18 protein-coding genes are annotated in these 25,914 nt (G+C 47.5%); 10 read left to right on the forward strand and 8 right to left on the reverse strand.

Going from position 1 to position 25,914, the window contains the following annotated elements; genetic code table 11:
• Nucleotides 1-423 precede the first annotated feature (423 nt).
• From AC3WQ3_RS21715 to AC3WQ3_RS21735, 5 genes are all read right to left on the reverse strand, one after another.
• Nucleotides 424-1,704 (reverse strand): S-layer homology domain-containing protein, encoded by a 1,281-nt coding sequence (locus tag AC3WQ3_RS21715; RefSeq protein WP_492473505.1) that lies wholly within the window; start codon nt 1,702-1,704, stop codon nt 424-426.
• 455 nt (nt 1,705-2,159) lie between these two features.
• A complete protein-coding gene (gene udk / locus AC3WQ3_RS21720; protein ID WP_095293127.1) occupies nt 2,160-2,792 on the reverse strand; it encodes a uridine kinase in 633 nt (210 codons plus the stop codon).
• A gap of 192 nt (nt 2,793-2,984) precedes the next feature.
• A complete protein-coding gene (locus AC3WQ3_RS21725) occupies nt 2,985-3,560 on the reverse strand; it encodes a VanZ family protein (protein ID WP_492473506.1) in 576 nt (191 codons plus the stop codon).
• A 33-nt stretch (nt 3,561-3,593) separates the two neighbouring features.
• On the reverse strand, nt 3,594-4,655 hold the full coding sequence (locus tag AC3WQ3_RS21730; RefSeq protein WP_336784190.1) for a DUF4179 domain-containing protein: 1,062 nt from the start codon (nt 4,653-4,655) through the stop codon (nt 3,594-3,596).
• A 43-nt stretch (nt 4,656-4,698) separates the two neighbouring features.
• Nucleotides 4,699-5,232, reverse strand: a complete 534-nt coding sequence (locus AC3WQ3_RS21735) for a sigma-70 family RNA polymerase sigma factor (protein WP_336784189.1) — start codon at nt 5,230-5,232, stop codon at nt 4,699-4,701.
• 344 nt (nt 5,233-5,576) lie between these two features.
• On the opposite strand from AC3WQ3_RS21735, the gene AC3WQ3_RS21740 reads away from it, so the two are divergent.
• Nucleotides 5,577-6,062, forward strand: coding sequence for a hypothetical protein (locus AC3WQ3_RS21740; RefSeq protein ID WP_492473519.1), 486 nt, complete (start codon nt 5,577-5,579; stop codon nt 6,060-6,062).
• A gap of 138 nt (nt 6,063-6,200) precedes the next feature.
• Here AC3WQ3_RS21740 and AC3WQ3_RS21745 read toward each other — a convergent pair whose 3' ends face one another.
• Nucleotides 6,201-9,227 carry a DEAD/DEAH box helicase gene (locus tag AC3WQ3_RS21745; protein WP_492473507.1) on the reverse strand — a complete coding sequence of 1,009 codons (3,027 nt, stop codon included), beginning with the start codon at nt 9,225-9,227 and terminating at the stop codon, nt 6,201-6,203.
• Nucleotides 9,224-10,987 carry an SWIM zinc finger family protein gene (locus AC3WQ3_RS21750; RefSeq protein ID WP_492473508.1) on the reverse strand — a complete coding sequence of 588 codons (1,764 nt, stop codon included), beginning with the start codon at nt 10,985-10,987 and terminating at the stop codon, nt 9,224-9,226. The genes AC3WQ3_RS21745 and AC3WQ3_RS21750 overlap by 4 nt, the downstream gene beginning before the upstream one ends.
• 278 nt (nt 10,988-11,265) lie before the next feature.
• On the opposite strand from AC3WQ3_RS21750, the gene AC3WQ3_RS21755 reads away from it, so the two are divergent.
• On the forward strand, nt 11,266-12,084 hold the full coding sequence (locus AC3WQ3_RS21755) for an endonuclease/exonuclease/phosphatase family protein (protein WP_492473509.1): 819 nt from the start codon (nt 11,266-11,268) through the stop codon (nt 12,082-12,084).
• A gap of 146 nt (nt 12,085-12,230) precedes the next feature.
• Here AC3WQ3_RS21755 and AC3WQ3_RS21760 read toward each other — a convergent pair whose 3' ends face one another.
• Nucleotides 12,231-13,028, reverse strand: coding sequence for a methyl-accepting chemotaxis protein (locus AC3WQ3_RS21760; protein WP_492473510.1), 798 nt, complete (start codon nt 13,026-13,028; stop codon nt 12,231-12,233).
• 264 nt (nt 13,029-13,292) lie between these two features.
• On the opposite strand from AC3WQ3_RS21760, the gene AC3WQ3_RS21765 reads away from it, so the two are divergent.
• From AC3WQ3_RS21765 to AC3WQ3_RS21800, 8 genes are all read left to right on the forward strand, one after another.
• Nucleotides 13,293-15,215 carry an S-layer homology domain-containing protein gene (locus AC3WQ3_RS21765; RefSeq protein WP_492473511.1) on the forward strand — a complete coding sequence of 641 codons (1,923 nt, stop codon included), beginning with the start codon at nt 13,293-13,295 and terminating at the stop codon, nt 15,213-15,215.
• 334 nt (nt 15,216-15,549) lie between these two features.
• Nucleotides 15,550-17,856 (forward strand): glycoside hydrolase family 88/105 protein, encoded by a 2,307-nt coding sequence (locus tag AC3WQ3_RS21770; protein WP_492473512.1) that lies wholly within the window; start codon nt 15,550-15,552, stop codon nt 17,854-17,856.
• 197 nt (nt 17,857-18,053) lie between these two features.
• On the forward strand, nt 18,054-19,388 hold the full coding sequence (locus AC3WQ3_RS21775; RefSeq protein WP_492473513.1) for an ABC transporter substrate-binding protein: 1,335 nt from the start codon (nt 18,054-18,056) through the stop codon (nt 19,386-19,388).
• Nucleotides 19,389-19,474: 86 nt separating this feature from the next.
• Nucleotides 19,475-20,386 carry a carbohydrate ABC transporter permease gene (locus AC3WQ3_RS21780; RefSeq protein WP_162010007.1) on the forward strand — a complete coding sequence of 304 codons (912 nt, stop codon included), beginning with the start codon at nt 19,475-19,477 and terminating at the stop codon, nt 20,384-20,386.
• Nucleotides 20,383-21,231 carry a carbohydrate ABC transporter permease gene (locus tag AC3WQ3_RS21785; RefSeq protein ID WP_127540474.1) on the forward strand — a complete coding sequence of 283 codons (849 nt, stop codon included), beginning with the start codon at nt 20,383-20,385 and terminating at the stop codon, nt 21,229-21,231. The genes AC3WQ3_RS21780 and AC3WQ3_RS21785 overlap by 4 nt, the downstream gene beginning before the upstream one ends.
• Nucleotides 21,232-21,256: 25 nt before the next feature.
• On the forward strand, nt 21,257-23,140 hold the full coding sequence (locus AC3WQ3_RS21790) for a cache domain-containing sensor histidine kinase (protein WP_492473514.1): 1,884 nt from the start codon (nt 21,257-21,259) through the stop codon (nt 23,138-23,140).
• Nucleotides 23,137-24,741, forward strand: a complete 1,605-nt coding sequence (locus AC3WQ3_RS21795; protein WP_492473515.1) for a response regulator — start codon at nt 23,137-23,139, stop codon at nt 24,739-24,741. Before AC3WQ3_RS21790 ends, AC3WQ3_RS21795 begins: the two co-directional genes overlap by 4 nt.
• A gap of 21 nt (nt 24,742-24,762) precedes the next feature.
• On the forward strand, nt 24,763-25,311 hold the full coding sequence (locus AC3WQ3_RS21800) for a GNAT family N-acetyltransferase (RefSeq protein WP_154896826.1): 549 nt from the start codon (nt 24,763-24,765) through the stop codon (nt 25,309-25,311).
• Nucleotides 25,312-25,914: the final 603 nt, after the last annotated feature.

Here is a 25,914-nt window from a genome sequence, read left to right on the forward strand (position 1 = left end):
GATCTTTCAGTTATTTCGGAAGACGGGTGAGTTTCATCATTACTATCTTTGTATTCAGTTGGTTTGTACGAGTCTTTATCGAGAGTTACATTCATGCATACCCTAGATGACTTAGGCAAGTTTGTTGTGACATCATTAGTTAAGTTGATATTGTTACATTCTCCATCGACTCTCCAATCCAAATTATCAAGTTGGTAAATGTAAATGCCGAGATTTGTCCTTGCTTGTCCTTCAAGAGGGATAACCTTTTTTTGTGATTTAGCAGGTATTGAGGGTTCCATATGATATGCCTCAACTTCCTCTTTTGTACCCGGACCTCCACCAGCTGCAACTGTTGAAAAGGGAGTTAATAATGCACTCATAACAAACGATGCTAGAAGAAGTTTATTAACAATTTTTTTTAATGGCAATCTCAACCCTCCTTCATTTATTATCAATCACACTGAACGTAACACCTTCTTCAGTTGTGAGTGTAATAGCAGAAATGAGGCTCTTATCGAAATGTAAGAGTCCATCCCCCCAATAAATAGGGTTATTATTAGTGAAAACTCCTCTATTTTTTGTGAAGTCAATGTTTGTAGGTATTTTATATGAAGCACTAGCTTTGGTTTTTGGTGAAAGAAGAGGATCAATGGCGCTAGAGTTCAATAAACTGCCCGCCTGTAGCTGATTCATAGTGGGATTTTTAATGTTCAACTCAAATTCAACAAAGGAATGATAGGAACCACGTAAGGTTGTAATAACTCCTTCATCGACAAAGACAGGATAATAGATGCTCCGTTTTGTCCCTACAGCATAGGGACTAACAATGATCCAATTGTGGATTTTAAGTTCAGCGTGATTTGTTAATGTAACAAGATTTTTATTTCTTATTTTTGAAAAGTCGCTTGTTACAGAGCTGTATTTAATAGTAGGATTTACTTTTTTTTCGGGTGTCTGTGTATAAGAAGGCGCAATAATGCTCAAATTCGTCCCAGTCAAACCAACTGCACGCAACTCATTCAAACCCTGAAAATCAGCAGGCTTCGTTTTCGCCACACTTGCATAACGAGCGATCAGCACAGCAACTTCGGCCCTTGTCGTGGTGCGATCCGTTCCAAAATTTTTATCGTTAGCAACACTCATCAACCCTGTACCTAGAGCAACAGCGACAGCATTTTTCTGGCTGCTTGCCAGTTTGCCAGTGAAGTACTCCTTCGCAGGTATCACAGTATTGCTTACATCAGACAGAGCTTGTTTGTAATCCGAATCAACCACGGTCAGCCCTTGTGCCAGCCAGGTCGCCATTTCACCCCGTGTTAGAGATGCCTTGGCATCGAGTTTTCCATTGTAGTTAGCAGTGCTGATGAATCCTTTGGCAATCGCAGCGGATACGCCGCTTTTTGCCCATTCAGGCACGTCTGTAAAGTTATTGGTTTCTTGTATGGCTGCATTAGGCTGAGCGGTTAGTCGTCCCAGAATACTAGCCATTTCGGCCTTGGTCACGGGTGAGCCTGGTTTGAATGTCCCGTCGGCATACCCTTGGAAGAATCCCTGTTCAACTGCGGAGTTGATCGCTGCAGCTGCCCAGTGTGTCGAAGGGACATCTTTGAATTTTAGCGTAGCTTGAGCGGCTTCTACTGAACTCCCGATACTTCCTGAACCTATTACGCCTCCTGTAAGCAAAGCCAAGGCTGTAACCCCGGTTAGAATCATTTTCTTCATGAATACTGCTCCTTTCTAATTTCAAATTCTGGTAGTGGTTATGTACTGGATACTACTAGATACTAAATTTGTAAGAATAATCAATATTCTACCATGTCTAACTGGGTATTTGGTATTATTTATCAATATTAGTCTTACGAATTATGGTTTAAAACCCCTCCTCTAGACCCATCCAACCTCCCAAAACACAAAAAAAAGGCCACGAATCCGTAGATTCATAGCCTTATGCTTTAAGGTAGAAGATGTAAATATGGTGTTACCAAGCTCATATATTTCAAGGATAACCCATTTTCACCCATTTGAAAAGAGAGAAACAAAATAATACCAAAAATCCAGACTGCATCAACGCAGCCTGGATTTCAGTTAAATTTACATTGAATGTAGTAGCCGATCCGTGCCTACTTCTCTCAAACCAGAAGAGGCAGACGCGCTAACAATTCTACATTAAATATGTTCTATGCGCCGTTCCACTTCTCTCCGGTCAGGTATTTCTCGGTTAAAATGGACAACATCTGAATGCCAACTTCGTTATGTCCACCTTCGGGGATAATAATGTCCGCGTACTTTTTGGAAGGCTCGATAAAGGCATCGTGCATGGGTTTGACGGTTTCGAGATATTGTTTGTAAACGGATTGAATCGTACGTCCACGTTCCTCCATATCCCGCAACACTCTCCGCAATATACGAACATCGGAATCGGTATCGACAAATACCTTGATGTCCAGCAGGGCACGTAGATGTTCGTCGATGAGCACATGAAGGCCTTCTACAATAACGATATGGTTCGGTGCGAGTTCAACCGTTTCATTGGCAGCACGGTTATCTATGGTGAAGTCATATACGGGAGCATATGCCGTTTGTCCTTGCTTCAGCAGGGTGAGATGCTCAATCAACAGATCATTGTCGAATGCAAACGGATGATCGTAATTGGTGAGTCGACGCTGCTCTGGAGTGAGCTGTGATTGATCTTTGTAATAATTGTCCTGGGATATAAACGTCACTTTGCCTGATCCAAGACGGTCGATGACGGAGCGAGCTACCGTCGTTTTACCGGAGCCGGTCCCTCCGGCGATACCAATAATGAGCATGGTTGTTCCATAAACCTCCCTAGATTGGCAGCATGATCAGTAGATGGAGAGCGCCAAAAATGAGCTCTATCTGCATGTCTGTCTGCGAATACACAATTCCTTCATTGTATCACAGCTTGCTGACTTTTTCATCTTGAGGAACAGACCATGTTTTGCCTTTCGGGAGGCATACTCATTTTCAGATTTACGTTTCTAACGCATAGTAGAGCGCTTGTGCCCTCGCATGGTCCAGGGAAGAATCAGATTCTGGCCAATCAGGCGAATGAGCAGACCAAGGATAACAAAACCAAGCACACTTCCTGCCGTATTTGCAATCAGATCATTGATATCGGTCGAGCGGCCATTCCCCAGAGTAATTCTAATCACAAGCTGCAATATTTCAATAGTGAAACTTAACATTAGGCCCGCCGATGCTGCTTTGCGAATCGAGTTAACTGAAGGTTTCAAAAGAGGAAGCAGGAACCCCAGCGGCATAAACAGCACAATGTTCAGAAGGAAACTTGGCGCATCCCCAGTCAGGAGCGGAACCCATTGAAGGTTCTTGTACCAGGGTGTCTGGTTGGCATAGATTCCGATATTCAAATCGATTGGGAAAAATACAAAATGCAGCACGCCCAGCATATATATAGCGAATGTTAGCATCAGCAAATACTGTTTGCTTGTATATCTAACCGTGCTCACCCTGGCGTGGATCACCAGAGCAAGCAGAATCAGAATAAATAGTGGACCAAGGACACTTATAGATGAAATGGTAAATTGAATGGACATGCGATGACCCCTTTGCAAGGAAATGAGTTCGAGCTATTGGAGCTGAATTTTCATTTCCATTCCCTGAATAAATTGATTGTCTTTGACCTCTTCGGTAAAGTCATCTTTTACTTCAAAAGGCTTCACAACCAGGTATTTTACATCTTTCGCTGTAGTCGCATATATGCTTTCCCATTTCCATTGGTTATCTTCATATATACCTTCGCCGCTGAGTGCAGTCAGTTGTCTACCTTGATCATCATAGATGGCAAACCTGATGTCCTGCAGCTGTTCTTTTTCTTTGGCAGTCAACGTTTCTTTCCCATTCAAACCGATGGCGGCAGTTAAGCGTGTTGTGATAGGAGTAACCTCGGCTTTCGTAACAGTGGCCGTAAACAAGTCATTCTCCATGACGGTATCAGGCTGAACCTTGTAGGTGTCCGTTGTTGATTTGGTAAAAGGAACGGTTAACTCAAACTCATGATCCAGGCCTTGAAGCGTCAACTTAACCTTGGCATCGAACTGATCCGGGAATTCACCTTTATGATCCGTAGGAATGATCTGTTCAAAAAGCAGGGTATCGGGCTCGTTCGCCCCGGCTGAACTATAGAATAGACCGCCATCTGGGCTAAACCCATTGACATCGAGGAAAACGTTGTCGACTCCGCTGCTCAGCTTCACAATGTCCTTGCCGTTATCATACATCCCCTGATTCAGGTTGGGAGCCGTGACATGAACCAGAAATGCTGCTCGTGTGCCATCGTATACCGTTTCCAATACCTTGAATTTTACATCCTGATAAGCAAAAGAACTGTTTACTGGGTTAGTCAAACCTTCGCTACCCGCCGTTCTCAGACCCATATCCGCTTCAATTGAGCTGAAGAGACTACCTACGAGCGGAATACTGCGCAGAGAATCAGCCATGGCTGGAGACACAAATCCGGATGCAAATACGGTAACACCTAATACACCTGCGGCAACGGCAGCCGCTGCGGTACGGCGCAGTCCTTTGTTAACCCGGCGCGGACGCTTAGCCTGTTCACTATTCAGCTGGCTGGGTGATTCGGGAAGAGACTCCAGTGTGGCATCAATTCGAGTGCGTACAATATTAGACATGAAAGGGCGCTCCTTTGCTTGTTTTTTTAACTCCTGATCGATATTAAATGGGTTCGACATGCAATTTTACCTCCCGAAAGTTTTTGAATTTTTGGTATAGCTCCTGCCGTGCCCGGCTAAGTCTCATTTTTACCGCGCTCTCGGATATATTCAGCGTATCCGCTACCTGACGCAGGGTTAGATCCTCAAAATAATGCAGCACAATGACAATTCGTTTCGATTCTTCCAGTCGATCAACTGCTTCTCTCATATCCACCTCGTCGTAGGGACTGGATATTTCCTGCTTGGCAGGCACCTCTGCATATGATGTGGAGAGGGAGCGACGGGAGAGCATGGTATTACATTCGTTGATGAGGATGCGGAACATCCAGGTCTTGAAATACTGGGGTTCACGAAGCGTATGCATGGATTTATAAGCTTTCAGGATCGTCTCCTGAATGGCATCAGCCACGTCCTCCTCTTTTCGCAGCATGGATTTTGCTGTATTGTATAGGGAATTTTCAATTTCTCGGATGAGCCTGATAAAGGCATCACGATCTCCCTGAATGGCTTGGTTGACGAGATCGGTCGGGTCCATGGATAACAGCTCCTTTCTTGGGATACGGGATAACAGCTCCCCGCTTGGTTTTTACATGAATTAGACTTTCGGTGGGCTGATATGGTCACAATTATTTTTTTGAAGGAAATGTAGTTGCTTAATATGGACGCTTGGGAACGCGCTGTACCCTTCAGTTGGGTTGGGGATAGTTAGTAGGTGGGGGAGAGGTGGCTTTTCATATGAAGTTCGTATGAGTACTCAGCTGGTGTATCAATTTTGTCTCAATATTTCTGGTTTGGGTTGAAGGAGCTAGGTCCTTTGATATAATGATGTCGAATAATGTCCGTTATGTAACTGTAACGGGATTATTACAATCCAAGGAGGTGATACTTTTGAAAAGAAAAGGTAGATTTATTTCTTCTGTTGTCATGGCATCTATTACGGCAGTATCGGTTGGTTCTTTTGCTTTTACAGAAAGTACATATGCGTCTTCAATAACCCCGTCACCATCGGGCATTTCATCTATTAATCTGCAGGGAATGGACCTGGAATCCGCACTTATGGCTGTTCAGCAGCAGCGTTCCGCGCTGATTGAATCACAGCTGCAAGCCCAGTTGGAAGCAGTACAGAGTCGTAATGCAGCGATTGCGGAATTAAATGGGAAGCTTGCTCAAGCCATCGAAGGTGGGGATTTCGAGCTGGCGCAGTCTCTCAAAAACCAAATTGACGCTCTCTCCAGCTCCCAACAGATGGACATGCTGCGTCTGCAATCCTTGTCCAATAAGCGTAATGAGGCGTTTGACGTGATGACGAACTTTATCAAAAAAATGCAGGATTCCAGATCATCCATCATCGGCAACATGCGTTAATCTACAACTTTTAACTGATCCGTTGTGGTCAATGGAAGGTCATGAGGTATAACAAAAAAGCGAAGTTCTCGACGCTGCGTCGGTAACTTCGCTTTTTCTGCTTTCTTAGCCATTAGCCTATATAGCAACTTCCGGCCCTTAACCCGACCAGTCGCGGCGGCGAGTAAAGAGATCCTTCAGCTCGTCTGTTGACAATTCGGTAATCCAGTTCTCGGAGCTGGTGATGATATTGTCGCTAAGCTGCTGCTTGCTCTCCAACATCTCGTCTATACGCTCTTCCAGCGTGCCGAGGGAAATAAACTTGTGTACCTGGACATCCTTTGTCTGTCCCATGCGGTATGCCCGGTCGGTGGCCTGGTTTTCCACGGCGGGGTTCCACCAGCGGTCGAAATGAAATACATGATTCGCTGCGGTCAGATTCAGACCCACGCCGCCTGCCTTAATGGAAAGGATGAAGACGGATGGCTGTTCATGCGCAGGCAGTGTACGGGACTGGAACTGGTCGATCATGCGATCCCGTGCGGTCTTGGATGTGCCACCATGCAGATATAATACAGGCTCCTGCAGTTCCTGCTGGAGAACCTGCTGCAGCATCTGACCCATACCGATGTACTGGGTGAAAATAAGGCATCGCTCGCCCTCTTCACGCAGCTCACGGATAAGCTCCATCAGCCGTTCCAGCTTCGCGGAGCGGCTGATCAGCATCGCCATGTCCTGTGGACTATACAGGTCATACTCCGTCTTGGAGCCATCCGAAGACAACGTCTCCGGCAGAGCTTCCTTCGTCAGGAGCAGCGGATGGTCACACAGCTGCTTGAGCTGGGTTAACGCAGATAGAATCGCACCTTTGCGCTTAATGCCTTCCAGCTCTTTCATTTTATCCATCAGTGCCTGCACGGATTGATCGTATAGGGCACTCTGCTCGCCGGTAAGATGAATGTAGGTTTTCATCTCGTTTTTGTCCGGCAGGTCGAGCTGGATATTCGGATCCTTTTTCTTGCGGCGAAGCATAAATGGCTTGACCAGCTGCTGCAGATCCAGCATGCGCTGCTCATCCTTGTCTTTCTCAATCGCGGTGATAAACCGGGTTTGGAAAGCGCGTGCGCTGCCAAGGTATCCCGGATTAATGAAGTCGTAGATGGACCATAGCTCGGCCAGACGGTTTTCAATTGGTGTACCTGTCAATGCGATACGGTGTTTAGCGGGGAAACTGCGTACCGCCAAGGACTGCTTGGTTTGCGCATTTTTAATGTTTTGTGCCTCGTCCAGGCAGATGGAAGCCCAAGTGTATGACTGTAACATCTCTTGGTCCAGGGTAGCGGTAGCATACGACGTAATGATGATATCCACCTGCTCGGTCTGTTCCCTGAAGGCTTCTCCGCTAAGCCTGCGTGCACCGTAGTGCAGACTGACGTTAATCGAAGGTGCAAAACGGCTGATTTCCTTCTGCCAGTTGCCCAGTACCGAAGTGGGGCAGACGAGAAGGGCGGGAGCATCCCCGGATAACCGCTGCTGATTCTCTTTGAGATGCAGCAAATACGTAATAAACTGAATGGTCTTACCAAGCCCCATATCGTCCGCAAGGCATGCTCCAAGGCCGAATTTGCGCAAGAATCCAAGCCATGCAAATCCTTCTTTTTGATAAGAGCGAAGTTCTGCATGCAGTCCAGTCGGAACGGGAAGGGAGGGAGCCCCGCCTTGTCCGCCGCCAAGCTGTGCAATGATCCGGTTCAGGTGTTCATTCAGCTCGACCTCCAGACGAACGTTCTCATTAGCCTTCGGCTGCTGCTCCTCCTCGGTTTGCTGCCCTTCCTTCCATTTCTGATGACGATATTCACGCTGCTCATTTTGCAGCAGATGCAGGTGCAGAATGTCTTGAAACGACAGTCCCTGTTCCCGGTCGACACCACCCATGGCTCGCCGAATCTGCTCCAGCAAGGCAGGGTCGAGTGGTACCCACTCTCCGCGGAATCGTACCAGCCGTTCGTTGCGGGCAACGAGGTCGGCGAATTCCTCTTCACTGAGATCGGTATCTCCAATCGCAATGCGCCAGTCAAAATGAATGATGGAGTCCAGTCCGAAGAAGGACTGTCCGCGTTCACTGCCTTCCTCCGGCTTCACCTTGGCACGAAGCTTGGGTTTCTTCTTGCGGGCTGCTTCCCACCATCCCGGAAGCAGTACCTGCCAGCCTGATTCCAGCAGTCTGCCGCTGTCTATGGTAAGGAACTGCCATGCTTCCTGATCACTGAGCGGATCGCTGAGCACATCACGGCTCCCACTGATGGAACGGCTGATTCGCGGCAAATGTGCACGCAGCTGCTCCAGCCAACCGGCAGAACGGTCAAGGATAAATGCTGTCCACACCTCCGGCCATTCACCTTCAAGTCTTCCGCGGGAATCAAGCCGAACGGGAACCAATGAAGCAGCATCCAGCTTATCCTGCAAAACTACACGCAGCCGCCATGCGGGTTCATCTTCATCCGGCTCCAGCAATTGCAGAAGCGGGCGGAACGGGGCAGCGTCTGCTTTCCATCCAATGGAGACAAGCCAGGCCTGGGCATCCATTCCTGCTGTCCTTGGTGGTGTTCCCCCTTGAGGGAATAGCTGAGGGAACTCGCGCCGAAGATCAGTTGCAGCTTCCTCGGTGTTATACCACCGCTGGAATACAGTAGCTGAATAGGCCGCGTTAAGTCCTTCGGCGTAGCTCTCGTCTGTCTCGTCAAGTGCTTTGCTCAGCGTAGATCGATCCTGTGGCTTCATGCTATCCGGATCCCAGATCCATTGCAGCTGACCTGTACGATAAGCAGCGAAACTGGGGACATATTTTCGATTTTCAATGGTTGCAGCAAGTGTAGGAGCAAGCCTGATCAGATGAGCAGCCTGCTCGTCCCATTTCCATTCAATGTGCAGCAGCGTGTGCATCTCTGCGAAGAACGGGATGACCTCTTCCGCAGGCAGTACCACCAGATCAATATCTTCAATCTGTCTCGTCTCCAGCTCGGTTCCGTAGAAGGAGGGAGCATGCCAGGCAAATAGTCGCTGCTTAAGCGACTGCCCCGATACAAAATGATGAGTATTAAGGGCTCCATAAAATAAGGCATCACCGTATCCGGTTAATGCGACGTGAACTTCAATCGTTTCGGTATAGGGATGTATAAGGCTCATGAGATCAACTTACCTTTCCGAAGTTCTTCCTGCAGCGCACGCAGTCTGCTATTCCGCACAGACAGTGCGGTGATGAAATCTTCCCAGCGTTCCTCTTGCTTCAGTTTTTTGTAGATTTTGGACAGCCGCTTCAGCAGCTTGACTGCTGCCTTGTAACCGTCTCTGTTCTTGTGACCGATGTAACGTTCCACGGCCTGGTGGTAGAACGGGAGCAGGAGTTCCGGTGCATCTTTTTCAATCGGCTGCAGTACCGCCACGCGAAATTCAAGCGGTTCTGTCTCCGTACTCAACTGAAAATCAATCCAGCGCCGCCACTGTCCGCGGCTATGCATGGCTTCTTCGTAAGCTGGACGGGAGTGAGGAAGCATGCTGACCAGGGTATCCCACATTTGATTTTCCGTCTCGGGGAGATGTTTGATCGTCATGTCCCACAGCTGCATATAATCCTGCAGAGGTTCGTTCCGGCGATTGGCCAGCAGTGGTCCAAGCTGTGCAAGCCATGCACCGAGCCGTTTCCAATCTGATTCATCCGCGAGCACATGCAGGAAATGCAGCAGATGTTCTGCCGGGATGCCGTACGCCGTACTACCGCTCGTCAACCGTTGCCAGGCGTGCTCGTCCTGATGCAAGTGGAAGTATATCCAGCTTTGCGCGAGAACAAGTGGCAAGGGCGCCGATTTTCCAGGCTTACCGGACTGGCTGCTGCCTGTCAGATTGGCTACACCTAGCACACGACCTCCGCTATTGCTTGGTGTGTTCACGGCAGCTTCTTTCAACTGATCTTCGATGTCCTGTAACATGTTCAGCTCCGATACGAGCAAATGATCATTTTGTAAGTGAGGAACGATCCAATTTAGCCAAACCTGCCGATAGATCGGCGTGAACAGCATCAGTGTGGACGTCTCGGGCATCATTTGTGTGCGGAGGTACGATATGGTTTCTTCAAGTCGCTTCCACAGCTGCTTAAGCTTATTATCCGGAAGCTCGGCGAATTGAAGGGGGCGGCTTAGTACCTGATCCATGCCTTTCTGTAGTGCATCTACAGCAAGTTGTGCTGGGTAACTTAGATAGACAGGTGTATGGCTGATAGGATGGCGAGAAGGGATGCAGTATCGCATCAGGTACAGATGTACATGGAATTCAAATAGCTGATCCATCCCGGCGGATAATTTGGGCTTAATCGCATACAGTTCATCGGCAGCTTCTTGCACATATGCTGTACTTGGCGTGCCTGTACCTAATCGGGCCAAGCATTGTTCGAACAGTTCATGCCACTCCGTAATTTCCAGGCCTGCAAGCTCTAATGCCCGTTCCCTGATCTGACTGTACTGTTGATGAGGGATATCTGTATCCTTCTCGGATACTGCATCGGAGCGAAATGCAGACTTGGAAGCTGCGGGCTTCGGTGCCTGTTTCAAAGCCGTGCTGGAATGAGCATTAACGATGGCATGCACGGGCCTTTCCAGCAGCTCGGCATAACTCATCATAACGGCAATGATATGTTTACAGCGCGAACTCACCGGGCAGGTACAGTAGCTGGTGGGCAGAGACTGGACGCTTAAGGTGACATTATACTCTTCAGAGCCCTGCACGTCGGCTGTGATTCCGTGATGTTCCGTAAAGGTTAATGATCCAACGCGTTTCTGTTTATAATATTGGAATCCGCGCATAATCGTCAGATTATTAAAGTGCTCGGCAACCTCTCGAATCAATTGCTGCCACTGTGCATCATCCAGATTCATGTCAATCGGTATGTTCATCATTCCATCTCCTGGGCAATCATAGGTTTAACGATCCATACGCCTTGACGTATGGTGTGGATTTTCTGTATCCATCATATCAGTTATGGGTGTCCACGTGCATGGATTGAGAGAACTTGTAGTAGACTTTTTGATCATTATAAATGGAAACAGCAGGGGTGGATTTACACACCTGCATGCGTTATTGCTCCATATTGTGTATGCTTAGCGTATGTATTCCTTTCAGGAAAGATACAGGCCTTGAAGTGGTCAATTTTAATCAACAGGAGAGAGCATATATGAAAATACTTACGTTAAATACACACGCCTGGGCGGAAGAAGACCAGTTGAACAAGATCAGCCAGCTGGCTGACTTTATTAATACACATCAGTTTGATGTAATCTCCATGCAGGAGGTCAATCAATCCATAGAAGAGACGGCATTGTCTGCAGAACATTTGCAGCATTTTATCTCAACCGATCCGGATGCCGTGATCAAAAAGGACAATTACGCGCATGTCTTGCTGACGCAGCTGACTGATACCTATTACTGGACATGGGTCCCCACGCATATCGGATTCAGCAAATACGATGAGGGTCTGGCGATCCTGAGCCGTACGCCGATTACAGCTTCTTTTGAAGAATATGTATCTCACATGCGCGATTATAGCAACTACCGGACGCGCAAAATTGTGGGTATACAGACGGCCGTTGATGGTGAGGCCACGTGGTTTGTGAACGGACACTATAACTGGTGGGATGATGAACAGGAACCATTCAAGGGACAGTGGGAATTAACGGAGAGCAAACTTGCTCCATATCTAAATCATCCGCTGTTTATTATGGGAGATTTCAATAATGTTGCGGAAGTGCGCGGGGAAGGCTACGATCACATCATCAGCCAAGGCTGGAATGACCTTTACACCACTGCCGAACAAAAAGATGATGGAGCAACGGTAGTCAAAGCCATTGCCGGATGGGCTGACAACAAACGCGATCTTCGGATTGATTACATCTTCTCCAAACATCCGGTCCAGGCGAAAACTTCTACTGTCGTGCTTAACGGCAAGAATGGCCCGGTTGTATCTGACCACTACGGGGTGGCTGTGGAAATTTAGCGAATGATTCTGGTTATCCTGTTGCAAAAATGAAAAGCCTCCGCTGGATTCCTGCACAAGGAAATCAGCGGGTGGCTTCTTTTGTTGAATGCATATGTACATATTATTGCATTTGTCTATTTGTCCGTTCTATTATCTTGCTATTTCTACTCCAAGGCCAGCATCTCGGTCACGAATTTTTTCAGATTCGCACTGGTTTCGCTGAGCTGCTCGATACTTTGCATAAACTCACTGACCAACTGCGCCTGATCCACGGTTGCGGATGTAATCTGCCCAATCTCCAGCTCCATATGCTTCATTGAATCCTGAACGCTGCCTAGTGAAGTTTCGATATCTGCAGCTGCTTGTTTGGTGTGATCCGATAGCTTGCGAACTTCACTGGCAACGACACCGAACCCACTTCCCAGATCGCCGACGCGAGCGGCTTCGATCATGGCGTTCAGGCCAAGCAGATTGGTTTGTTCAGATACTTCGCGGATTACATTGGTTACCTTGGTCACACTGACTGAATTCTCTGCGGCCTGTTTGGAGTTGCGCAAGATCTCTTCCGAGGTCGCGGATAGTTCCTCCGAATGGGCTGCTATCTGCTGAATGCCACCAAGCAGGGCGTTAATGGTTGCTTCATTTTCACTGATTAGCTTCTCAAGGGTGATATGGTTATCCAGCGCGTAGTTTACGCCCAATATGCCAACAACCTGGTCGTTCTCTTTAATAGGAATGAGTATGGCGTCAAAAGGTCTGCCTTGCAGATCGCCTGGCATTCTTGCCACGGTACGGGAATCCCGGTTCGTCAGCATTTTGAAATCCTTATAGTCTTCGTGCAGCTCGTCCCCTACTTTAACTCCAATCTCCAGCCCGTTGGCCTCGGAAAAATATAACACTTTCTCATGATCATTAATGGATATGGAAACATCGTCACGAAACATCTGTCTTACAAAAGGCATAGCATTTACCAAAGATTCAAGGATACTCAAGGCTCATCTTTCCTTTCCCATACAAAAAGTGGAATTTCCAATCTAATACCTTTATCGGCAGGTCATTCCCATTTTTAAACCGATTCTCTAATTTTGTCGATATAAGACGAATTGTTCAGAATTGGTTCAGAGCTCCCTTATATAATGTGCAGGACGCGATATGCCTATATTTATTGATTGAAGTTGAACCACACCTGAATGACATTTATATATTTTGGATTGGGGGAGCTTTTCTTGAAAAGACATCATTTTATCTGTTCGCTGCTTGCAGCTTCGTTGTTAACAACACCTTTGTGGAACACACAGGCCAATGGGGCAGCTGTATTTACGGATATTGAAGGATCATACGCCAAGGACGCGATTGTAAGGCTGCAAAATGAAGGGATCATTACCGGAATCAGCGATGGTCGCTTCAATCCGGCCGGTCAAATCAAAAGACAGGATTTTGCCATAATCATAGCCAAAGCATTGAAACTGGATATATCTAATGTACCTTCCAGTCCGACTTTTTCGGATGTGCCTGCCAATAGCTATGCTTACGCTTCAATTGAAGCTGTGTATCAAGCAGGATTATTGAACGGCTTGGGTAACGGGAAATTCGGCAGTGGTCAGACGTTATCGAGACAGGATATGGTGGTTACCCTGATGAGAGCGATGGGGACGGACGTAACGGGCAAAGCCGCTTCATTAACGTTCAAGGATAGCAGCAGCATATCGGATTACGCCAAGGATGCAGTCGGCGCTGCCCAGGAAGCCGGCTTCATTGTGGGCGACAGAAATAACATGTTCAATCCAGTACTACAGGCAGATCGTCAGGCGGTAGCGCTGACCGCTTCCCGTTTTCTGCAGGCAATAGAGGAAAAGCTAACTACCCAACCTGAACCAACGCCAGTACCGGAAACTGAGCCGGAATCAGAACCAGCACCTGCCCCAGCTCCATCGACAACCACGAACAGTGGGGGTTCATCATCAGGTGGCAGTAGCGGCGGAGGCACCATCCCCTCGGTACCTTCTGACATAACGGCACCATCAGTGAATGTGAACCAGATTTTCTTTAACGATAACTACAGCGGAACACAAGATCAGCTTTGGGGAGAGGCAGGAGCAGTAAGCGAAGCGGGAGCTGTCGTTAAGGCATATCCGTGGAAAGATCTCAACGAAGATGGAAAAGTGGACAGTAACGAGCTGAACTCAGCCATTGTGCTTGGCGAGAGCTTGAGTGATGGATCATTCACAGCGGGAGATATTGGGGATTATCCAGCAGGAATATATCGGTTTATTATGACTGCTACGGATAAGGCAGGCAACGAAACTGCCCGGGACGTGGCGAGTTTGTTGAAGATCAAGCTGGTCCATAATGAGCAGCCGGTACTGGACGTTGAGGCCCCGACTGTGGACATTAGCAAATTTAAAGTTATTGATAACTACAGTGGTACGTTTGATCAAATTCAGGGTGAGCCAGGGGCCATTGGTGAAGAGAATGCCATTGTGGCTTTCTACAAATGGTCTGATGATAATAATAACGATATCGTGGACCAAGAAGAACTTGCAAGTCCTCTTCTACTTGGTACTAGTCAGGCTGACGGTTCACTTCCTCCGACCATTTTGCTTGACCTTCCACCAGGAGACTATAGATATGTGATTACTGCCAAGGATCAGGCTGGTAACGAATCGTCTAAAGATAATGCACATGTGTTTGCATTTACGCTTGTCAAAGGCGAGGCTCCTGTAGATATTCCTACTGCTGCATCAAGCCATTTTGGGTTTGATGGGAAAGAAGATAAAACGAAATATCTCCAAACAGAATATCAGAATTTTCCTTTTACCTTGGATTATAGTCTTGGAGAAGAGTTTGTAGATGGTACGATTGAATATTCAACCGATGCATTTAAGTTTAGTGTGGATGATTCCTACGTTATAAATGGCGTTCCTTACAGCATCGATGACAGTCAGATCAGTAATGATGGGCATACCCTTAGACTTGATAAAATAAATTCAGGTGCTGGTACTGTAGTCATTTTGAAATTGGGGAACAAAATGAATGACGTAAGAAAACAGTATGATATGTTTATTCGTGTGGATGCGGATGGGAACGGACTGTCCAAATCTGAATATGCAGAAGATAGACTAATTATTAACTTTACCATTTTCGGATGATTGCATCTGTCCGGGCCACAACCTTGTGGTCCGGTTTTTTTACTGGGGAAAAGAAGGGGAGGATCAAAATTTAGAATTATGAAAGCGCAAACAAATTTCTGTAGCCAACCAACAAACCTGTCAGTTATACTGGGGATATTATTCGGCTGTTTGCAATAAGCTTGGAGTCATAAGCTTACGCTTCAATTGCTGTGGTACAAGGGATTTTCTCACCAAGGTTAAGCGCTATACCCCAATTGTATACTTGGACAATTACGTTTGAAGAGAGTGTGTTTATTCCATCCGGAGAGGACTGTGGCAATCCATGACAACGTATTTTGATGAACCGCAGAGTATGTACTACCGTTTTGGAGAGGATCAGGATCAGATATTGAAGGTGCTGGCTGAGAGGTATATCGGTGCCAACGCGCAAGCTGACTTTGTATATCGGGTGTTCCAGAAGTCGGGTATTCTGCAGAATGAGAAGGGGTTATATGATTTCAATCTGAGTGAACGATTCACGGATACCCACAAAGGACAAGTAGCCTATGCCGCAGCCCTGGTATGGGGAGATGAGACTCGAAACCTGGATGTGCTTATTCGCTGCTACGGGCCTGTTCGTTTCTATTTTAATGATCAGCTGGTGTATCGCTCAACGGTAATGGACGAGATTAATCCGGACGCCACGGTAAAATTGGGGATCGACATCAAGCCCGGCTGGAATACGTTATTGCTTGAAATGAAATATACCCCTGCCGGTTTTGGATGCCAGTTTGGTTCGGATGAAGGGAAAGTGCGCATTTTGAATGTGCTTGCGCCTTTTCAGGAACGTCAGGGACAAGCTGGATGGATTTACACGAAGCCTGTTGATCAGGAAGAAGCTGCCCGCGCATTCAGTACTTCATCCCCACACGGAAATATTGAACCTAATTGGAACCTGTTTGGACGGGAACAGGATGATATATTTGAGTGGTTTCCGAATAGGGAGTGGTCCATTGAACAGCAGGCCAGACCGACATTGGAGCGATTATATGGACATGTTCCTGGACAGCAGGCCTACGCTTGGACGCGAATAAACAATAGGGACTCGGTGGGAAGCCTTATAAGTTTATCCGGCCATTCTTCCGGACCGCTAACGATATGGGTAAATGGGAAGCCAGCTGTACAGTTACAGAAAGCAGGATCATTCGAGTCTGAAATACAGGCATCATATGGTCAGAACGATCTATTAGTATGCAGCGAATGCAGCGCGACCACTGGGCCATGGAGTTTCACTTTGAACGCAGCCGTGAATGGGAAGCCGCTTGAATTGGAACTGCCCAAACAAGTGCATGGAGCTTCAGGGGAGAAGTGGATGTATGTTGGTCCTTTCCAAGCGGGAATGGAGCCGGAAGTGCAAGATTTATTGCGAACAGACCGTGTGTACAGAATCAATGCTTCACCGGGCAGCAATGAAGACGATAACCAAAACAAACATGGGGAGCATACGTATTGGCAGCTGGATCAGCCAGATGCATGGATTCGCCCGTATTATGAAAATGCAATGCTTAGCAATAAGTGGACGGTTGGCAGTGTGACCAATTACGGCCGCTGGGATTATCCGCTGGGTGTAACTGTTTATGGACTACTGCAAACGGGACGTTATCTGGATCGACCCGATATCATTCGTTATGCAACGGAGCATGTGCAGGCATGCACCCGAATGTATGATTACTCGCTATGGGATCGGGAACAATACGGCTTCCCGGCGGTTAACCAGCAGCTGGTCATGATGAAAATGCTGGATAACTGCGGCTCTTTTGGTTCAGCCATGCTTGAGGCGTACTCGGAATGCCAGGACCCCACTTTTGTAACGATTGCCGAGCGTATTGCTGATTTCATGCTCTTCCGGTTGGAGCGGCAGGAAGACGGTGCGTTTTACCGTGAGTGTATTGGGGAATTTGCCGAGAATACCATGTGGGCAGATGATCTTTACATGAGTACCCCGTTTCTGGTTCGGTATGCTCGTCTGACAGGGGAGCAATCAGCGCTGGACGAGGCAGCCAGACAATTTATACTTTATCGCAAATATCTGTTTATGCCTGAGTTCAAAATGATGTCTCATGTATATGATTTCAAATATGAACAAGCAACTCATATTCCGTGGGGGCGTGGGAACGGATGGACACTGTTTTCCCTGACCGAAGTATTGGAGGCTTTGCCTGTAGAGCACCCCGATCGCCCGGCATTAATCCGGTTCTTTAATGAGTTGTGTGATGGTTATGCAGCTTTGCAGGGAGAGGGAGGATTATGGCATCAGGTGCTGAATGATGCAAACACGTACCAGGAAGCTTCCTGTACCGCCATGTTTGCATATGGGTTTGCGCGGGGCGTTCGCTTCGGCTGGTTGGAGCAGCCAGAGCGTTATATTGAAGCTTCAGAGCGGGCATGGAGTGGATTGACCCGGACAGCTATCGACCGCCAAGGCAATGTACACGGGGTATGCAGTGGGTCCAGATATGCTTTTACGGCGGAATACTACGATAAGGATCTGCTGACTGTAACGAATGATAACCATGGTATTGGCATTATGATGCTGGCAGGTACCGAAGTGGCGAAAATGAAAGAGCACTTGGCTAGGCAGACCACAACATCTGCAATAGTGACGCAACCCTCAATGTGAGAGAAAATGAGGTCTCCCATGGAGATGATGCATTCGTGACATGACAAACCGCCGGAGGATTTACTCCGGTGGTTTTTACTCCCTAACCCCTTACTTTTTTGACAGGAAAGCTTACTTTTGTTTATGTCATGAGCGGTAATACGCCGTTACAATAGTTTTGTAAGCGATTCCATAATAAAAGGGGAGAAAATTCATTCATGTTGATCACTAAAAAATGGGTAACCCTGTTCTGCATGTCCCTGTTGTTATTGGCTACAGCCTGTTCCGGAGCATCTTCCGGGTCTACTGCTTCATCTGGTGAGAAAAGTGAGGAAGCTGCCTCGGGCAGCATTCAGCTGCGCATGACCTGGTGGGGATCACAGACTCGCCATGATCTGACGACCAAAGTGATCAAATTGTTTGAAGAGAAACACCCCGGTATTACGATCAAACCGGAATACTCCGGCTGGGATGGATATTTTGATAAGCTGACCACGCAGGTAGCCGGTTCGAATGCACCGGATATTGTACAGATGGATTACGCTTTTCTTACCGACTTTGCCCGGCGTGGTGCACTTCTCGACCTGACCCCATACAGCGAGAGTAAAGAACTCCGTACAGATGACCATGACGCGAGCATGCTCAAAGCCGGATCGATTGATGATAAATTATACGCAATTACGTTAGGCGTAAATGCACCCGGAGTCATTTACGACGCGACTCTGTTTAAGGAACTTGGAATTGAAGAGCCTCAGGAGAGCTGGACATGGAAGGACTTTAGCGATATTGCAGCCAAGATTGCTGCAGAAAAGGGTGAAGGTTTCTACGGATCAGCGGATGTATCGGGAACGACCAACATGTTTGAGGTGTTTATTCGTCAAACAGGCAAGGGACTATTCGAAGGTGGGACGATGGCGGCAACCCATGAGGAGCTTCAGCAGTGGTTTGACATGTGGGGAGCCCTTCGCGAGAATGGGGGCGTTACCCCTGCCGAAGTGACGGCGTCCACAACCAACGCATTGGAGACACGTCCGATCTCGCTGGGTACGGCCGCGATGGATTTTGCATGGTCCAACCAATTATTAACGTTCCAGCAGGTGAACAAAAACCAGGATCACAAGCTTGGCATACAAGTGCTCCCGCATGGCGAGAACGAAAAACAAATCGGTGAATACCTGAAAGCAGGCCAGTTCCTGTCGGGTTACGCCAAAACCAAACATCCGAAGGAAGTGGCCATGTTTATTGACTTCATGGTGAACGATCCGGAGGCAACTGCCATTCTCGGCTCCGAGCGGGGAGTACCCGTCAACTCCAGCATTCGTGAGAAAATGCAACCTACGCTGCCTGAAGCGGAGCAAGCTATCTTCCAGTTTATCGACGTCGTATCCAAAAACTCCAGTGAAATTGACCCGCCTTACCCGCAGGGATTTTCCGAAGTGGATACCAGCTTCAAGAGTGCAAGTGAGCAGATCGCCTTTGGTCAAGGCAGCACATCGGATGTGATTGCCCAATTCATTGAAGGCGCCAAGGCAACACTTGCATCGAGTCAATAGAGCCTTGAACAGATCCGGACTTCAAATTCCGCGGGGAGGTTGCGAAGATGAGTACAACACAGATCGGTCAAGCCCGGACCGAGCGTATGACAGCCCGGCGGGTGAAACGGAGGTATGCCCATAGTGGAGCAGCACTTCTGTTTCTGGCCCCATGGCTGGTTGGGTTATTGTTTCTGACCCTAGGCCCAATGTTGGTTTCATTATACATTTCGTTTACAGACTACAGTATCCTGGCCGCCCCTTCCTGGGTCGGTCTGGGTAACTACACGACCATGTTTACATCGGATAAGCTGTTTATCCAGTCGCTGAAGGTGACCTTTACGTATGTTGCTGTGTCCGTTCCGGTTAAATTGATCTTTGCCTTGCTTGTCGCGATGCTGCTTAACAAAGGAATTCGCGGGCTGGGTATTTACCGGACCGTATATTACATTCCCACCTTGCTTGGAGGCAGTGTGGCCATCGCCATGTTATGGCGCAAAATGCTGGGTGGCGACGGCCTGCTCAATGGCGTGCTTGCCATGGTGGGGATCAAGGCACCGGATTGGGTGGCTAATCCGAAATATGCGCTGTATTCCATCGTGCTGTTATCCGTATGGCAGTTCGGATCATCCATGATTATTTTCCTGGCAGGCCTGAAGCAAATTCCACCTGAATATGACGAAGCTTCTGCGGTAGACGGTGCTGGTCCGCTCCGGCGTTTCTTCAATATAACGCTGCCGATATTATCGCCGGTTATCTTTTTCAATCTGGTCATGCAGCTGATCACCTCCTTTCAATCATTCACGCAAGCCTTCGTCATCAGCAATGGAAGCGGGGGTCCTGTAAATTCAACATTGATGTATTCCCTATATCTCTATAAGAAGGGATTCTCCTTCTTTCAGATGGGTTATGCATCGGCGATGGCCTGGGTGCTGGTAATCCTGATCGGCGTGTTTACATTGCTGGTATTCCGCAGCAGCAAGCTGTGGGTCCATTATGAGGATGGTGGGAAATCATGATTGGACAACGGAATTCTGCTGTTTGGGTCATGGCGAAACATATTTTGATTTCAGGAATTGCCCTCGTCATGCTGTATCCAGTGCTCTGGATGCTGGGCAGTTCGTTCAAGCCGGGACATATGATCTTCACGGAGACGTGGTTCTGGCCGCAGGAATGGAACTTTCAAAATTACATGAACGGCTGGACGGGAATCCAGGGTAACCCGTTCTCCCGTTTCCTGACCAACTCCATTGTTCTGTCACTGGGTGCGGTGCTGGGCAATGTGGTCTCTTGCTCAATGGCGGCGTATGCCTTTGCCAGGCTGGATTTTCGTTTCAAGGCAATCTGCTTCGGTCTGATGTTAATGACGATCATGCTGCCACATCATGTGACGCTGATCCCGCAGTATATCCTGTTCAACCATTTGGAATGGGTGAATACGTACCTGCCTCTGGTGGTGCCCAAATGGCTCGCCACGGATGCCTTCTTTATTTTCCTGATGGTTCAATTCTTCCGCGGTCTGCCCAAAGAGCTGGATGAGGCGGCAACCATTGATGGCTGTGGACCCGTCCGCATATACACGAAGGTCATTATTCCGCTGGCCTTTCCGGCGCTGGTGACCACGATGATCTTTACCTTTTTGTGGACATGGGATGATTTTTTCAGTCAACTGATCTATCTGAGTGATGTCAGCAAATACACAGTACCGCTGGGGCTGCGCTTGTTCCTGGATTCCAGCTCCCAATCGGATTGGGGTCCGATGTTTGCCATGTCGGTGTTATCGCTCGTGCCTTGTTTCATCGTATTTATGGTCTGCCAAAAGTACTTCGTGGAAGGGATCGCGACCTCCGGGCTCAAAGGGTAATTTTCAAACGAAATGAGTTGGTTTCATGGGGAAACGAAGATTATCCCTGTTTATCAATCACAAACTGCAGCAAAGCAAGCTCACCACGCTGATGGTGACTTGCTTTATTGCGTTTAACCTGCTGCTTGTATCGGGCATCGTCTGGCTGGCGTATCAGTCTTTTTCTACCGTAACTTTTACCGAGATTAGCAAAGCACGGCTTGCACTCCTTAACGAGAGCACCCGGCGCGGTTTTGATTTTATTACTGGAGTGACAGGAACCGCCTATTCGCTGGCGAGCAACAGAGAGCTCTCAAGTTTGCTGGAGACGGCAGGAACAGGGAGGCTTACACAAATTCACCAAAGACGGGAGTTAGCCAAAATACTGGACCATACGCTTGTTGTTAGTGAAGGTATCACTTCCGTGGAATTGTATACGGATGCGTTCAATGGGGTTAACGTCACGATGCCTGAACGGATCTTTCCAGTAGATACGATTGCAGGTGAAGCATGGTTCGCAGCTCTGGAACATGCAGATGCAGCCTGGGTACCTCTGCGGGAAAATGAATCAGGACATTCCCTGGTTGGTTATGCCCAGCGGATCTTCGACAGTCGTGGCAGTACGGCGGCCTATGTCCTTATCCGTTTGAGCCGTGCCGATATTGTACGCCGATTTGCAGACATGCCCATGGTATTGGATGGACAGGTGCTGCTCGTGGACACGGCGGGGAACGTCATAATGCAGATGGGTGGTGCCGATCCGGTAAGGGCTTATGACCAACGTTCCAGTGTTCATGAAGATGCAGTTGTCGCTAATTCGCTCCTGCCAGTGGATACAGCCGCTCGGGGAACGCTACCGATCGTAGACAGTGAATGGATTCAAGAGCATGCCCAGCAGAATGAAGATGGATTCGAGGTAGTATCTGGCGATGGTGGCGGTGCGCAGCTCGTGCTGTATTCCAAGCCCGCGACACTTCAGTGGCGTTTGGTACAGACGATTCCTGTACATACGCTGCTATCTCCGGTCAGGTATGCCGGATGGCAGGTGCTCAGTATTGCTGTGGTCGGACTGGTATGTTCAGCTGTATTCGCGTATTTGTTTGTCCGGCGCATTATCCGGCCCCTTCTTCAGCTGATTAAGCGAATGAGACAGCTTGAGAAGGGTGACTTTGAAACCAGGGTACAGCTCTCGTTTACCCAGGAGTATGCTCATCTGGCTTATGGCTTCAATCATATGGCTTCCAGACTGACGGAATTGATGAACCAGGTGAAGGAGGAGAGCCGCGCCAAGCGAGAGGCCCAGACAAGTCTGCTGGAGGCACAGATCAAACCTCACTTTCTCTACAATACACTGGATATGATCCACTGGCGTGCGCTTGATTATGAAGCCAAAGATATTAGCCGCATGATTGTTCAGCTCAGCAAACTTTTACGCATTGGCCTTAGTGGAGGTAAAATGTTCATTAAAATTCGCGATGAGCTCGAGCATGCCCGTTGTTATGTCAGCATTCAGGCCGAAAGATTGCCTTTCTCCATTCAATATGCAGAACAGATCGATCCGCGTGTCCGGAGCTGTTACATCCCCAAAATTATTTTGCAGCCTTTTATTGAAAATGCCGTCATACATGCAAATCCTAAAGATGAGACACTTCAAATCCGTGTGGAAATATGGGAAGAGACTGAGGATCCATCCAGGGTCGTTATTCAGATTATGGATAATGGTCAAGGTTTACCAGAAGAGTGGGGGCTGGAAAGTTCATCAGGTATCGGTGTAAGAAATGTACATCAGCGCATTCAGTTATATTGTGGCAAGGGATATGGCGTTCATTTACGTACAGGTAGCTCGGGTGGTGTGCAAGTAACGATCTCACTACCGCGTATTGAGACGGAAGAGCAGTTAAATCTCTGGCTGGACGGTGAAAACATATGAAAACCATCATGCTTGTAGATGACGATCCACATATGATTAAGGCTTTAACCGAACATATTGAGTGGCCTTCTCTGGGTCTGAGAATTGCAGGCACAGCTTCCAACGGTGTAGATGCGCTTGAACAATTCGAGCGGCTGCGCCCTGATCTGATCATGACCGATGTTTACATGCCAGGGATGACAGGGTTGGAGGTAACACAGGCACTTCGCCGCAATTATCCTCATCTACCGATTATTATTTTAAGTGGATACGACGAATTCGAGAATGCTCGGGCCGCCATGCGGTGGGGAGTGAATCATTTTCTGCTGAAACCGGCAGAGGTGGAAGAGATTGAATCTGTGCTGCGTGAAGTTCTGCTGGAACAGGAGGTGCGAGAGCGGCATGAGCGGCTGGAGCGGACATACAAGCAGGAGATCGGGAAGGTAGTTCCCTACTTGCGCAAACAGTTTCTGCATGAACTCCTGACCACACGTTATCAGGCCAATGAGCTGCCTAGCGAACGTATGGCTTACGTGGGCATTCCCTTGTCTGCGCAGGTAAGCGCAATAAGTCTGCAGCTGAATCGCCCCGGATTTCTGACAAAGATGAAAGAGCGTGACTGGCAGCTGCTCCGCTACGGGGCGGCTGATATTATTCAGGAAACGATCAAGGAACAATCGGTGCGCTTGCCGAACAGTCAGGTAGAGATCCTGGATTATTCAGATCAGGTTTTTGTGCTGCTTCTTTTTGGCGGAGATGAGCTGCTTGATGAGATGTACTCCCTTGTGGAAAGGATGATTGAGCAAGTATTTACGTATCTCAAAATGGAGATGAGCGCTGGGATTGGAACAACCAAAAATCATCTGTGCGGGGTAATGGACTCTTATTTGGAGAGCAGAGAAGCACTTGAGATGGCGGAATTTGAGGGAGGAAGCCGAATCTATTTATATAACTCCATCCAAAGAGTGGAAACGAGTGTACATGATTATTCTATGCTGCTGCAGCAATGGAACGAGTCATGGGCAGACATGAAGATTGATTTGGCAGAAGAGGCGTGGCTTTTAATCCACCAGATGTTTAAGGTTGGCAAGTGTACTGGCCTTCAGGATGTACAGGTGGTAGCCGTAAGTCTTTTTAATACCTTAATCCACAGTTGGAATAGACAATATCCCTTGTTACGCCCGCCAATGGCCATGAGCGAGTTTCTCAGGGATATTCAAACCAAATATTCGTTGCAGGATCTGCTATGCTGGATGGATGCATTTATTGGAGAATGGATCGAGCATACACGGAAAGAGATGACGGAGAAAAAGAGCAATAAACTTGTCGATCAGGTGAAACAGTATGTGGAGCAGCATTATGCTGAAGAAATCAGTTTTGAGGCTATAGCGAAGGGACTTTTTGTACATCCAAAATATCTGAGCCAGCTATTCAAAAGGGTAACCGGGGAAAATTTCGTGGGTTATCTAAACGGATATCGAATTCAAAAGGCGATAGAGCTGCTGCAATCTGGTCATTACATGGTCTACGAGGTTAGTGAGATGACGGGGTTCCGAAACGCGACGTATTTTAGTCAGGTATTCAAAATGCTTACGGGCAAAAGTCCATCCGAATTTGGATAGGAGATAGAGGGAAGGGTAGATATGAAGATTCATACACAGGAGTTTATCATAAAAGGAATGGCTTTTTCGATTAGATCGGCAGAAGAGAGGGATGCAGAGTCGTTATCTTTGCTTCGTGTACAGATCGATGGAGAAACGGAGAACATGGACCGGGAGCAGGGCGAAGCTTATATCGATACAGCGGGGTTCAGGAATATTATCCGTTTGGACACAGAGAAAGATCGAAACTTGTTTCTTGTGGCTACTGTGCAGGATGAGATTGTTGGGTACGCCAGATGTGAGGGGTCTGACCTGAAGCGGTTTTCCCATAGAGTTGAGTTTGGGGTGTGTGTTGCTCGAAATTACTGGGGCTATGGCATCGGAAATAAACTGCTGGAATCGTCACTCCATTGGGCTGACAGGAGCGGTGTTGAGAAAGTGACGCTGACTGTATTAGAAACCAATGATAGAGCAATAGAGCTATATCAAAGAATGGGTTTTGGAATTGAAGGTGTGTTGAAAAAGGATCGCAGACATGCGAACGGGGAGTACTACGATACGATTGTGATGGGTAGATTCGGAAACAAGTAGGGGGGATTGGCAGTGGTTGGGCCACCTAATCAGATATCTAACCATCGGCTTCTACTATTAATAGATGATATATAACGTAGTAGGTGATTTGTATTAGATCATATAAGTTGTATCAAAGGATTCAGAATGCTTTCAACAGCGAATCCAGAAATGCTTCCGGAAAGAAACTAGTGAGTTTACCTCTACTGTAACAATACATGTCTACCTAATGAATGGATTGGGATAGATGTTGACTTCTGTCTGATAAGTATAGATATAGTCTGTACATTGATGACTGCAGGAATATGGTCAAGGTATCTGTATAAATCTATTCTTTCTCCGATATTAGCATTTGGGATATTTTACATGTAGTAATTACTCTTTCAGCATGGTATATTCTAATTCCGGCCATGAAAACACGAGAAACACGGTGCGGTAAGCTAGCTTAACAAGCTTCGAAAGAAACTTCAAAAAAGTGCTTGCTAAATTGGTTCGGACATGATAAGATATAAAAGTTGCTGAAGAGAACAACACATCGGATGCAAACAACGTTTGATCTTTGAAAACTGAACAACGAGTGAGTAAATGATCTTGCTTGCAAGATCAACAAATGAGATTTTTAAT

The organism is Paenibacillus sp. FW104-T2 (genome assembly GCF_058789975.1).